The 12,129-nt window shown below is 69.7% G+C and carries 14 protein-coding genes; 6 read left to right on the forward strand and 8 right to left on the reverse strand.

The features are described from left to right. Positions 1-176: 176 nt before the first annotated feature. The 3 genes from AB0D29_RS31280 to AB0D29_RS31290 all read right to left on the reverse strand — a co-directional run bounded on the left by AB0D29_RS31280 (position 177) and on the right by AB0D29_RS31290 (position 2,102). Positions 177-692: a putative immunity protein gene (locus AB0D29_RS31280; protein WP_362858854.1), complete on the reverse strand. Its 516-nt coding sequence runs from the start codon at positions 690-692 to the stop codon at positions 177-179. Positions 693-754: 62 nt separating this feature from the next. Further along, a complete protein-coding gene (locus tag AB0D29_RS31285; protein ID WP_362858855.1) occupies positions 755-1,312 on the reverse strand; it encodes a hypothetical protein in 558 nt (185 codons plus the stop codon). Positions 1,313-1,466: 154 nt separating this feature from the next. Beyond that, positions 1,467-2,102 carry a hypothetical protein gene (locus AB0D29_RS31290; protein ID WP_362858857.1) on the reverse strand — a complete coding sequence of 212 codons (636 nt, stop codon included), beginning with the start codon at positions 2,100-2,102 and terminating at the stop codon, positions 1,467-1,469. 739 nt (positions 2,103-2,841) lie between these two features. On the opposite strand from AB0D29_RS31290, the gene AB0D29_RS31295 reads away from it, so the two are divergent. Together AB0D29_RS31295 and AB0D29_RS31300 are read left to right on the forward strand one after the other, a co-directional pair. Continuing rightward, positions 2,842-3,228 carry a hypothetical protein gene (locus tag AB0D29_RS31295; RefSeq protein ID WP_362858858.1) on the forward strand — a complete coding sequence of 129 codons (387 nt, stop codon included), beginning with the start codon at positions 2,842-2,844 and terminating at the stop codon, positions 3,226-3,228. A gap of 155 nt (positions 3,229-3,383) precedes the next feature. After that, positions 3,384-4,070, forward strand: coding sequence for a hypothetical protein (locus AB0D29_RS31300; RefSeq protein ID WP_362858859.1), 687 nt, complete (start codon positions 3,384-3,386; stop codon positions 4,068-4,070). A 62-nt stretch (positions 4,071-4,132) separates the two neighbouring features. Here AB0D29_RS31300 and AB0D29_RS31305 read toward each other — a convergent pair whose 3' ends face one another. The 3 genes from AB0D29_RS31305 to AB0D29_RS31315 all read right to left on the reverse strand — a co-directional run bounded on the left by AB0D29_RS31305 (position 4,133) and on the right by AB0D29_RS31315 (position 6,625). Beyond that, a complete protein-coding gene (locus tag AB0D29_RS31305) occupies positions 4,133-4,492 on the reverse strand; it encodes a hypothetical protein (protein ID WP_362858861.1) in 360 nt (119 codons plus the stop codon). Between the two features lie 789 nt (positions 4,493-5,281). Continuing rightward, on the reverse strand, positions 5,282-5,821 hold the full coding sequence (locus tag AB0D29_RS31310) for a DinB family protein (RefSeq protein WP_362858933.1): 540 nt from the start codon (positions 5,819-5,821) through the stop codon (positions 5,282-5,284). A gap of 222 nt (positions 5,822-6,043) precedes the next feature. Further along, the gene (locus AB0D29_RS31315; RefSeq protein WP_030711384.1) at positions 6,044-6,625 is read right to left on the reverse strand and encodes a TMEM165/GDT1 family protein; all 582 of its coding nucleotides are present in this window, start codon (positions 6,623-6,625) and stop codon (positions 6,044-6,046) included. A 569-nt stretch (positions 6,626-7,194) separates the two neighbouring features. On the opposite strand from AB0D29_RS31315, the gene AB0D29_RS31320 reads away from it, so the two are divergent. The 4 genes from AB0D29_RS31320 (at position 7,195) to AB0D29_RS31335 (ending at position 11,277) form a co-directional block, all read left to right on the forward strand. Then, positions 7,195-7,839: an HNH endonuclease family protein gene (locus tag AB0D29_RS31320; RefSeq protein WP_362858934.1), complete on the forward strand. Its 645-nt coding sequence runs from the start codon at positions 7,195-7,197 to the stop codon at positions 7,837-7,839. 95 nt (positions 7,840-7,934) lie between these two features. Next, entirely contained in the window at positions 7,935-9,593 is a 1,659-nt protein-coding gene (locus tag AB0D29_RS31325) for an alkaline phosphatase D family protein (RefSeq protein ID WP_362858862.1), read from the forward strand. 342 nt (positions 9,594-9,935) lie between these two features. Then, positions 9,936-10,571: a VTT domain-containing protein gene (locus tag AB0D29_RS31330; protein WP_362858864.1), complete on the forward strand. Its 636-nt coding sequence runs from the start codon at positions 9,936-9,938 to the stop codon at positions 10,569-10,571. A 166-nt stretch (positions 10,572-10,737) separates the two neighbouring features. Further along, a complete protein-coding gene (locus AB0D29_RS31335) occupies positions 10,738-11,277 on the forward strand; it encodes a hypothetical protein (RefSeq protein WP_362858866.1) in 540 nt (179 codons plus the stop codon). A 39-nt stretch (positions 11,278-11,316) separates the two neighbouring features. On the opposite strand, the gene AB0D29_RS31340 is transcribed toward AB0D29_RS31335, so the two are convergent. Both AB0D29_RS31340 and AB0D29_RS31345 read right to left on the reverse strand, forming a co-directional pair. Continuing rightward, positions 11,317-11,544, reverse strand: coding sequence for a DUF2277 domain-containing protein (locus tag AB0D29_RS31340; RefSeq protein ID WP_189736681.1), 228 nt, complete (start codon positions 11,542-11,544; stop codon positions 11,317-11,319). A 288-nt stretch (positions 11,545-11,832) separates the two neighbouring features. After that, positions 11,833-12,093, reverse strand: coding sequence for a hypothetical protein (locus AB0D29_RS31345; RefSeq protein WP_362858868.1), 261 nt, complete (start codon positions 12,091-12,093; stop codon positions 11,833-11,835). Positions 12,094-12,129: the final 36 nt, after the last annotated feature.

Consider the following 12,129-nt stretch of genomic DNA (forward strand, 5'->3'; position numbering starts at 1 on the left):
CACAATCTCCGCGCTCCAGCGTCGCGGAGGCAGTCTCTGCGAAGTCCGCACCGAACCCATGGCAGTGTCCAGCCTCGGCCGCGCGATCCGCACCGACGCCAAGCCACGACATTCGCCGCGACCAACCAGGCCGGCTCCGGTATGGCACCTGACTCGCCCATCCTCGCGAACGCCCATCAACAGTCGAAGACCGACCAGCAGATCTCGTTTCGCAACCGCTGGTCGTCCAGGACCAGTTCACGGATTTCATCCGGGAGCTGTTCGCGCTGCCAACGGCATTCGAGCCTGCCGGCGCTCTCGCCCTCCTGTCCGGGAGCCGTCGCACGCACGGCCTTGATCGCGTAGGCCGCAGCGCCGAGTTCGTGTGCGGCGACGTGCGCCACCACCGCCGCCTGACCGGCAGCGAATGCGGCGTGCCGAGCGGCTCCGCTCAACACTCTTGCCGCAGCCATGGCATGGCCACCCGCCGCTCGGGACTGAGACATCCTGATCTCGCCGCGCGCCCAAGCGCGAATCTGCTCGATCGCCTCGCGGGGCCGTGGGTCCGAGGGCTCCACCGACTCGAAAAGGTGCAGAACGTGCTCCGCGCACGCGGCAGCCCACAAAGCCAGCAGCCGATGATCGGAGTCCGTAAGCGTTCCCCCACGGCGGATGGTGATGAAGCGGGGGTCGCGATCTTTGGGGAGGATCATGCCACTCCAAGGGATCGACTGCGATCACGAGAACGTCACTGCGTGAAGGCAGAGTTGGACATCTATGTGAGACGGTCGGACTTCCGACCGAGCAGGGCCGCCTGCTCCGTCTTGAGTCGCGCGAAGCGCGTGGTGGTGTACTCCTTCAGCTCCGGCCCCGGGAACTGGATGACAGATTTGTATTCGCGGAACTCACCACTCGCCCAACGCGCCGCGGTGATCTCGTAGCCGGAGACATGGGCGCACAGTTCGAGCAGGACGGGCGGCACCTCCTCCTCGATGAGAAGGTCGGCCTTGGTGACGACCACGTCGCGCATCTTCTGGATGTTGGGCAGGAAGACAGTCGTGGCCCAGATGCGCCACTCGACGAGCTCCTCCTCGGTGGGGGGAACGTCGTGGTCGAAGGGGTGGACCCCGTCAGGGCGGGCATACCTCTCGCAAAACGCCTCATAGGTGCGGCTGTTGGACTCCATGAGCGCGAAGAGCGGGCCGTAGAAGTCGCTCAACTGCTGGTTCACTCGGGCGAGCCGGGCCTGTCGCTGCGCGAGCCTCAGCCCATTGAGGTACGTCACCAGGTATCCGACGAAGGCCAGACTGACGGTCGTGATCACGGTGCCCATGGCGAGGATAGTAGGGCCGCCTTCCTTCAGACCATCCGATCATCGGTCTCGTTGCACCATTGCCCGTGCCCCCTTCGACTCGCTACAAGAGGACGGCGACCATCTACCTGGCTGGACCGCTCTTCCTCTGGTCCGTTGGTCCGAACGCAACCGACTAGTCGTCAGTGACGGGGTACATGTGGGCGTAGGGATCGGGCTCGCCGGTGTACGGGTCCAGCCCGGCCAGATGCCGTCGATGTTGCTCGCGCCAGCTGACGAAGGTGCCGCCCGTCTGCTTCCAGAGGGACTCATCGCCGAGTGGGCAAGCGTCGAACTGGCCCAGCATCATGCGGGAGATGAACTGGACCATGCCGCAGTCGAACAAGGCCCAAGGCGCCTCGCCCCACGAGTGGTGCCGACGCCAGGCCACGACAGGCCACTTGTCCGGGTCGGGGTCGTTCATGAGCCAGGCCATCTCGTTGGCGTTCATCCCTGAGCCCCAGGGCAGAACCGCATCCGCACCGAGCGTCACGCCCGGGACACCGGAGTCGTCATCCCAGAGCCCGCGCAGGCCGGCTGTCATGCTTCCGATGTGACACGCGTCGTAGCCGCGCACGTCACTCGGGAGCGGCGGCAAAATGACGAGCTCTCCGAGATCACCCACTCCGTAAGTGTCCAGTAGACCCTTGTAGTCACTCGGCAGCTTGATGCCCAACGCAGCTTCGGCCGCATCCCAGTCGATCCGCTCGCCACCGGCCAAGTCCGCCGGCACCAGATCGAGCAACACGGCCACGTCCGGATGAATGCCCATGATTGAGCCCCCCTTGAGTAGATGATCAGCAACCCTAGTCGCGCGGGCTGACACCGCCGTTCGCACCAGACAACGGCCATTCCGAAGTGACCCTCGGGGAGGATCCGAACGGACATTAGCGACATCTAGCCGATCTTGATTCCGTCAGGCTCACGGCAGAGTGACACGCCGACCGCACCACCCGTGGCGCGAAGGCCGGCCGCCCGATGGATGTACTCGAGAAGTAGGAGCTGTCCTCGCATTCGCGTTGGGTGCGGCACACCGCGTACGCGGACTGGGGGTGCCGGTAAGAACGCTGTCACCAGCCGCAAACGGCGCGGGTCACGTTCGGCGACGTGTGGTGTCACCGGAGCAGGCCGCCGTTGCGGCGGGCCGGCTGGCCGACATGCTCGCCGTCCTCGGCGAGGACGACCACCGCCGCGACGTCCTCGCGCGGACAGAGGCGTCCCGCCGCATGCACTCGTGGTGGCTGTCCAGGGTGTCTTCGTGGTCGTGTCCGAGGGTGCGGGTGCGGCCGGTGACCGAGTGGGTCACCCCGTGAGGGGCGGGCGGAACTTCGTCGTTCAGAGAGCCGGTCACATTCGCAGGATTGTCAAGGTACGAGCTTCCGTGACGTGACCCAATTGCTGGTGGTGCGACGTAATGGATCCGTGGGTGAAGGTGGGGCGCGAGCAGGCCTTTCGCTCCTCCATTTCCCAAACACGTTCTATACGCTTCACCGACCAGAGATGAGAGAATCATGGCTTTTATAGGAAACGAACGCCAAATCAGTGTTGCGCACCGTCAGGACTACGCGATGCCGGAGGAGCTGAATGCGAGCAGCGACAAAACGGGCAAGGTCGTTCGCTCAGGTGTTCCTTCAAGCACCTTTTGGCACTTTGAGGACTTCAGATTTCATGGAGAATTTTTCCTCACGGTCAGGCTCCCTACGGCGCAGGTCAATTCGTTCAGTCAGGTCGCTGTCTCGATCTGTGAGCTCAACAGTGACGGGGTCCCCTTCATCGGCGATGCCAAAATGGAGGTTCACAACGTTGCGCCACATCGCGACGGCAGGATCATTGTCCGAGCAGGGGTCCATTGGGACAAGGATCTGTCGGTACGGCTGAATTACATAATTGTCAACTGACGCCTTTCAGGTCGGGATGTGATCTTATTCTCGCCAGTGGGTCGGATCGAATCCGTCGGTTCGCCGTCTGGTTACTGAACTTGAATTCATGATGTCGGCCTGATCGTGGTCAGTGGTCTATGGTCCATGGTCAGGCCTGTTCCCGTATGGCATCCGTGGACCAGGTACGGTCGGTACTGGCTGAGTTGTTGGCCACCGCCTTGATGACGTCGACGTCCCTTGCCGAACATCTCCGCACCGAGATCTTCTTCCACGGCCTCGCCAGCCTCGCCGATGGCGACAGCGCCGACCCTGTACGCAGCGCCGCCGACGCGCTGCTGGCCGCCCTCGGAGCCGCTTCTCCTGTCGGCGAAGATGCCTCCACGACCGGCAACTGCATCGACGAGCCCAAGCAGCCCATGGGCACTGCGGATGCGTCCGTACCGCGGAACGCCGTAGTCACGGATGCTCCTCAGCAGTCGTCAGAGCCGCCGGGGAAGGACCGGCCGTGGGGCGACGGACGCGAGGTTCTTCACCGCATCGTCGAGAACGGATTGACCTTCGCCTACAGCGGCTACACCCGGCCACGACACGGCGCCCGACAAGATTGGGTCGAGACGCGGCAGAAGATCCGCGACGACATCGACGCCGGCTACCCGTATTACGTGGTCGCCCCCGACGGCAGCGAGACCCCCGTGTACCTCGCCGACGACGGCGACCCGGCGGCCATCGCTCACGGACGCGATCTCCTGAACGACCTCCCCGAAGCTGGTCGTCACCTGCCTGGGCGGGACCGCGCCACGCTCGACCTGTATCGAGAGCATCTGGACTTGTACCGGGCCATGCGCGCCGGTCTGCGTTGAACCGGGTCCCCGACGATGCGCGTCAGGGACCCCGTGTACGACCGCGGGTGAGTGGTGCGTGCTCAGCGACCGGCGGCCGGTGCGTGGCGGACCGGCCATGCCGGCTTCGGGGGCCCGGGCGCGCGGCGCCTGTGGGCTTCGAAGGCGAGCCAGGCGGCTCCTGAGGCGACCGTCGTGAGGAACGGCAGCGCCCACGCGGCCAGCTGCCAGACGGCCGCGACGTCCAGGGTGCTCACCAGCGCCGCCGCCGGAGCGGCGGCAAGGGTCAGCAGCAGAGTGATCCTGGCCCAGAGCGGCAGCCTGCGGCTCACCGCGGCGGTCGCGAGGCCCAGGCCCGCGCTCGCCGTGAGGATCACGGCCAGGGCCACAAGGGCGACGGCGAGGGCGACCATCAGGGCGAGGAGTAGCAGGATCAGGCCCATGTCGTGCCCACCTCCAGTCTCGTGGCGACCCGTCGCGAGGGCAGGCGGATCCGACTCCGCTGCTCCGGCAGGTTCACCGGAAGCCATACTGTCAGAGGTATTGAACACGTTCAACACTGCCTCCGGTGTCGGCGGCGGGGTCCGGCGGTGGGGGCGTGGCACGATCGCGGGATGCAGTACCGGTACGCCACCGAGGCCTACGGCGTGGTCGGCTGCGTAAGTGCGCCCGGGTCTGCGCACGTAGGCAGCCGAAAAGGCCCTCGCATGGCGGCTGTCAAGCCACGACATTCAGCGACATGACGTCGCCCACCCGATCAAGCTCAGATCGCGCAACCCAGACGGCTGGCAGACGCCGGGACCAGCGAAGCGCGTGGCGATCGATGGCGGCCTATGTCCGACCCCAGACGGTCGGCGGACGCTGAGAGATGCGAAGCGCGTAGCGATCTGTGGCGGCTTATGTCCAGCCCAGGACTGCTGGTAGACGCTGAGACTACGGGGAGCGCGTAGCGATTTGATGCGTGCCCCGATTCGCCCGGAAGGCGCCGACGTGGCCGTCCCTCTCCGTTCGCCCGGCCCGTTCTTTTGGGGGTTTCCCGGCTGTCTTCGATTTTCCGTGGCGGGGCGGTCGGTCAAGGGTGGCCGTAGGCCATCGCGTAGCGACGCGACGAAGGAGCGCCCTTGAGGGGCCGTCCCGCCACGGAAGACGATGAGACTGACGGGAAACCCCCACGCCCTCCCTGATTCCGCCCCGCCGAGACCCCGCTCCCCGAAGCCCCCCGAAGCCCCGCGCTACTGCCCCACTCGCCCGTCGATGCGTTCCCGCAGGAAGTCCGCGTGGCCGTTGTGGCGGGCGTATTCCTCGATCATGTGGACCAGAACCTCGCGGAGTTCCATCGGCTCGTCGCCCGCGACGCCCGTGACGCCCGTGACGCCCGTGACGTCCAGGCTGGGGGCCTGCGCGACGAGTCGTTCCGCGAAGGCGACTTCCGCTCGCCAGGTCGCCCACGCGTCCGCGACCACCGCCGGGTCGGCCACCGCGCCGGTGAACTCGCCCGCGGGTTCGGCTTCCGAGCGGTAGTGGCGGCGTACGTCCTGGCCCGCCATGACCTGCCGGAACCAGTACTGCTCGACCCCCGCGAGGTGGCGTACGAGACCCAGCAGGGACAGGTTGGACGGTTCCACCGAGCGGCGCGCGAGGGCCTCCGCGTCGAGGCCCGTGCACTTGAGCTCCAGCGTCAGCCGCTGATCGCGCAGGTAGCCGGCGAGCACGGCCCGTTCGCCCTGGAACCCTCCGTCGGTCCGGGTGTCCTCGTCGGGGTGGACGAACATGTTGGACCAGCCGAACCGGCGATCCGAGGAGGGAACGGGTACGGCCTGGGGCGCGGGTCGGCCGGAGGGGCCCGTGGGGCCGGTGGTGTCGGTCACGCGCACGAGCGTGACCTGCACACGCACTTCCCGCAACGGGATATCCCCGCCACTACAACCCGCCCACCCTCACCTACGCCCTGCCCGTCGCCCCCCGCCAGCCCCCGCCGGCCCCGCCAGGCCCCGTCAGCCCGCGATCGCCTCGTACAGCGAGAAGACGGCCAGCGCCGCCATCACCGCGGCCGCGATCTTGGTGATGAGCCGCAGCGGCACGTACTTCATCAGGGTGCGTCCGCCCAGGATGCCGATGCCCGCGACCGCCCACAGGGCCAGTACGGCGCCGATGCCGACGGACACGGGGTCGTCGTACCGCGCGGCGAGGTTCGCGGTCATGATCTGGGTCAGGTCACCGAATTCCGCCACCAGGATCAGCATGAAGCCGGCCCCCGAGACCTTCCAGAAGGACTGGTCGGCGGGCGGCTTGACCTCCTCCTCCCCGTCGTCCTTCTTCAGGAGCAGCATGGCCGCGCCCAGGAGGAAGAGGATGCCGACGACGGCCTGGACGAGGCGGTGCGGGAGCAGGGTGAGCACGCTGCCGGCGGCGATCGCGAGGGCGACGTGTACGGCGAAGGCGGCGGCGACGCCCGCGAAGACGTAGGAGGCGCGGTAGCGCGTGCCGAGCATCAGGCCGGCGAGGGCCGTCTTGTCGGGGAGTTCGGCAAGGAAGACGACGCCGAAGGCGATCGCCGTGATGCTGAAGCTGAACACGGGGGTGGAACCTCAATCGGTCGGGCAGGACGCCATCGGTACCGAGAGACCTGGGGTGTGTCAGGGGTCGCTTCGGCTCGGCGGCGCCCTGGTGTGCGTATGCGCGTACGAAACGCGCCCACGCGTGGACAGGACACTGCGGCCGAAGGTCTCGCTGGCCGGCCGCTGTACGTGGCCTGCCTCCGGGCGCCGGCTGGGGTGACCCAGCAGTATGTCGACGGTCCGGCGAAGAGCTACTCCCCTTCTGGTCCGTACAGAGTACGCGACGCCCGCAGCCGGCCGGAATAGGCCTTTGGTCCCACCCTGCCCCACCCCGCCCCACGCTGCCCCACCCCGCCCCACCCCGGCCCGCCTTATCTCCCCCCACCAGCCCCGCCACCACCCCCACCGGGGCGGAATCTCAACTTCCATTTAAATCAGGCCCCTTGCCCGACTTGATGTGACGTGCTCATGTCGCCACGCTGTCACCTGGCGCCCATCCCCTCGAAACCCGGCGCCGCCAGCATGGCCACGCCCCGCCGGGGCCGCACGGCCACACCCCCCGCACTAGGGAGCCCCTCATGGCACTCATACCCAACGTCTACGCGCGTCGCATTGGCGTGCTCGCGTCAGCGGCCGCCCTCGCCGCGCTCACCTCCCTCCTCAACGCCCCGACCGCCCAGGCCGCCCCGCCCACCCCCATCAGCGCCTCGGCCGCCCGCGCCTACCTGGCCACGGTCACGCCGAAGGCCGAGGGGTCCACCAGCGGCTACAGCCGCGACCTCTTCCCGCACTGGAGCACCGTCTCCGGCAGCTGCAACACCCGCGAGACCGTCCTCAAGCGGGACGGCGTGAACGTCGTCCAGGACTCGGCCTGCGCCGCGGTGAGCGGAAGCTGGTACTCCGAGTACGACGGAGCCACCTGGACCGCCGCCTCCGACCTCGACATCGACCACGTCGTACCGCTCGCCGAGGCCTGGCGTTCCGGCGCCAGTTCCTGGACCACCAGCACGCGCGGGCAGTTCGCCAACGACCGCACCCGCCCGCAGCTCATCGCGGTCACCGACAACGTCAACCAGGCCAAGGGAGACCTCGACCCCGGCAAGTGGCTGCCGCCGCGGACGGCCTACCGTTGTACGTACGCACGGATGTGGGTCCAGGTGAAGCAGTACTGGGGCCTGAGCATGGACTCGGGTGAGAAGACCGCCCTGGTCAACATCCTCAACGGCTGCTGACGCCAGTCCACCGATCTTTCCCCCGCCAGGGGGAGGCGTGGCTCCCCCTCCCCGTCGTACCGTGATCGAAGGGGCTACGGAGGAGGGGGAGTTGCATGGCCGGACTGCGTCTGGGGCCACTGCTGCGCCACGTCGACTGGGACACGGGCGGATCGGCCACGATATGGGTCGAGGCGGACCGCCCGTGCACGGCCGAGGTGCGGTGCGCCGACGGGGCGGGCGGCAGTGCGCGCACCTTCCAGATAGCCGGTCACCACTACGCGCTGGTGCCGGTGACCGGTCTGACCCCGGGCGCGACCACGGCGTATGAGGTGCTGCTCGACGACCGGCCGGTCTGGCCGCTGCCCGACAGCGGCTTCCCGCCGAGCACGATCACTACTCCCGCCGTGGCGGGACCGGGCCGGCCCGCGCCCGGGCTGCGCGTCACCTTCGGCTCCTGCCGGCAGGCCGCGCCGCCCGCCGGCCGGCACGGACCGCACGGCGCGGACGCCCTCGACACCCTCGCGGCGCGGCTGGCAGTGGACCCGGAGGCGGTGCGCCCGGACGTCCTGCTGCTGCTCGGCGACCAGGTGTACGCCGACGCGCTGTCCAAGGAGACGCGGCAGTGGCTCGCGGCCCGGCGGGATCTGCGGGAGGCACCGGGTGCCCAGGTCGCGGACTACGAGGAGTACACGCGGCTCTACTACGAGTCGTGGCTCGATCCGGAGATCCGCTGGCTGCTGTCGACCGTGCCGAGCCTGCACATATTCGACGACCACGACGTGATCGACGACTGGAACACGAGCGCGGCGTGGCTGGCGGAGATGCGGGCGACGCCGTGGTGGCGGGAGCGCGTGCTCAGCGGGCTGATGTCGTACTGGGTGCACCAGCACCTGGGGAACCTCTCGCCGGCCGAGCTCGCGGCGGACGAGTTGTACGCGGCGGTCCGGGACACCCCCGACGGTACGGAGGCGCTACGGGCCTTCGCGTCCGCGGCGGACGCCGATCCGGCCTCGGTGCGCTGGAGCTACCGGCGCGACTTCGGCCGGACCCGGCTGCTGATGGTGGACACCCGGGCCGCGCGGGTGCTGGCCGAGGACGGGCGGGCGATGCTCGATCCGGCGGAGCAGCAGTGGCTCCGGGAGAACGCCCTCGCCGGGCACGGGGGTTATGACCATCTGCTGATCGGGTCCTCGCTGCCCTGGCTGATGCCTCCGCTGATCCACGATGCCGAGACGTGGAATGCCGCGCTGTGTCGTGGGGAGCGGGGGCCGCGGTGGGCGCGTATCGGGGAGGATCTGCGGCGGCGCAGCGATCTGGAGCACTGGGCGGCGTTCCCGGCCTCGTTCGCGGCGCTGACCGATCTGATCGAGGAGGTGGGCACGGGGCCGCGGGCCCCGGCGACGGTGTGCGTGCTCTCGGGCGACGTGCATCACGCGTATGTGGCCGAGCCCCGAATACCGAGTACCGCGCGGGTGTTCCAGCTGACGTGTTCGCCGGTTCACAATTCGATCCATACAGCGGTGAAGTGGGGGTTCCGGCTGGGCTGGTCGCGGACGGGCCGGTGGCTGGGGCGCGGCTTCTCGCTGCACGGGCGGACGGGGCGGCCGCCACTGAACTGGCGGCGTACGGGTGGGCCGTGGTTCGGGAACCAGCTGATGACGCTGGCGCTGTCGGGGCGGTCGGCGCGGCTGCGGCTGGACCAGGCGCGGAAGAAGCGCGAGGGGGCCCGGCTGGTGACGGTCTTGGACCGGGACCTCACGGCGGCGGAGTAGGGGACCAGGAGGGTTGCGGGCACGGGGAGGATTGGGGGCACGGGGAGGGGTGCGGGCACCCGGAGGATTGGGGGGACCCGGAAGGTTGGGGCACCCGGTGGGCCCGGGGCGTCGGAGGTGGCGGATCGCGGGCGCCTGCGGGCCCAGGGCGGTGGGGGCTGCTCGGGCAGCGGACGGCGAGGGTGGCGGAGTTGACGCGGCGGCGGTGTGGCTACCGCCCCGGGCTCCCGGGGCACGGGGGCCGGGCGTACGCTGTATGGCTGTCAAGCCGCTCCTGCCGCTCCCCCGCGACGTCGCGGCGCTTCATGCCGCAGCACGTCAACCGGACTGGGGAGTCCCGTTTTGCTTGAGACGCTGGGGTCGCTGACCGCGAGCCCATGGATCTACGCCCTGGTGGCGGTGTCCGTCGTGCTCGACGTCTTCCTTCCGGTGCTGCCGAGCGGGGTGCTGGTGATCACCGCTGCGGCGGCCGCGGCGGCCGCCGGTGCGGCGGGACCGGTGCCGGTGCCGGTGCCCGCGCAGGTCCCGGACATCCTGCTGCTGCTGGTCATCGCGACGACGGCCTCGGTGCTCGGTGACATGGCCGCGTTCCGGCTGGGCCGGCGCGGCGGAGCCCGCCTGGACCGGGCCATCGCCCGCTCCCGCCGGCTGACGCGGGCCCACGAGCGCCTCGGCACGGCCCTGGCACGCGGCGGCGGCGCCTTGGTGGTGATCGCGCGGTTCGCCCCGGCCGGGCGTTCCGTGGTGTCCCTGGGCGCGGGCAAGACGCAGCGCAAGGTGGCGGAGTTCCTGCCCTGGTCGGTCCTGGCGGGCATGGCCTGGGCGGGCTACAGCGTCGCCCTCGGCTACTTCGGCACCCAGTGGCTGGGCACGCAGTGGCTCGGCACCGCGCTCTCGGTCGTCGCCCTCTTCGCCGCGGGCGCCTTGGCGGCCTTCCTCGTCCGCCGCCCGCCCACGACGGCGGCTCCCGCGGCGTAGGGACGTCTGTCGGCTCCCCCGGGCGGAGCAGTGGCTCACCCGTTCACCCGGCCCCGATCGCCGCCCCCGGCCCGGGCTCCTAGCGTCCACAGCACGGCGCGCAACCGAATCCGCGTCACATCCGTGCCCTGGCCGCGCCGTTTCGAGGAGCCGAGGAGTTCTCTCCATGCCCGCCAAGCCGCTCGCCAAGCCGCCCGCCAAGCCGCCTGCCACGTCACCCGTCACATCCCGACGCCTGATGGCCATCGCGGCCGCGACCCTCATCGCCGCCGCCGCTCCCGCCACGTTCGCGTACGCCGCTCCCTCCGCCGGCGTCTCCCCCACCACCGTCGCCCCGGGCGGCCGGGTCGCCCTCAATGTCGACGGCTGCGGGACCAGGACCGGCCGGGCCACCTCGACCGCGTTCAGCGAGGTCCGGCTGACCCCCGGCAATCTGAACGCCACCAACCTCTACGGCAGCGCCACCGTCTTCCGCGACGCCAACCCGGGCACGCACCGCGTCATCTTCGAGTGCGGCGGCCCCGGTGGCGAGCGCGTCACCGTCTCGCTGCAGGTCGCCTCGGGTGCGGCCCGCGGCGGTACGGGCGGCAGCATCGGCTCGATGAGCCCGGGGCAGGTCGCCGTCGGCGGCGCGCTCGCCGCGGGCGCGCTCGGCGCCGGGATCTGGGTGCTGCGTCGCCGCGCCGCGGGGACCGGGGCCGCGTAGACGGCGTAGGCCGGGAAGGCAGGCACGGCCGGGTCCGGGTCACGCCGGGGCGGCGGCCTGTCCCCGCACGTGCACACCGTCGAGCAGCGCCGCGGTGGCCTCGGCGACGGCGTCCACGGCCGCCTCGAACACCTCGCGGTTGTGCGCGGCCGGCACCCGGAAGCCGGACACCTTCCGTACGTACTGCAGGGCGGCGGCCCGGATCTCCTCCTCGGTGGCCTTCTCGGGGATGGCGGGCGGGCGCAGGGTCTTAATGGAACGGCACATACCTCCACTATCCCGCTGTCGGGGCCGCTCGACCCCGGATGGAGCAGAGCTGATGCGGAGGTTCGGGGGCGAATCTAGACTGACGAAGTCATGAAAAGTCACCAATTGAGGGAGACTCGCACCATGGCCAAACGAGGCAACAAGCGTCGGGCCCGCAAGAAGAAGAAGGCCAATCACGGCAAGCGCCCCAACGCCTGAAACCGCTCGAACGTAAGACCCCCGACCTGACCGGCCGGGGGTCTTCGCACGTACGGGCCCGTGCGGGCGCGCCGCGCTCCCGGCGCCTGCTCAGGTCGGCGTGTCGGTCTGCTCCAGAAGGTCGAGGGCGCGGTTGTGGAACTCGCGGTCGGCGTCCCGGCACGGAGCGCCGAAGTACAGCCCCTGCGCTTCCGAGAGACCGCACCCGACCACTTCCATGGTCACCAGGACCGCCTCTACGCCGTGACAGCCGCGATCCTTCAGGTACTGCTGGAGCGCGCTCCCGTCATGCCCCTGCTCCCACACGGGCCGCGCGGCCGCAGCCGTGTCCGTGATGCGCGCTTGCCTCACGGGATCCATGGCGTCGCGCCCCCTCCCTCAGCCGGC

The sequence above is a fragment of the Streptomyces sp. NPDC048424 genome, from assembly GCF_040651555.1.
Taxonomy (GTDB): Bacteria; Actinomycetota; Actinomycetes; order Streptomycetales; family Streptomycetaceae; genus Streptomyces.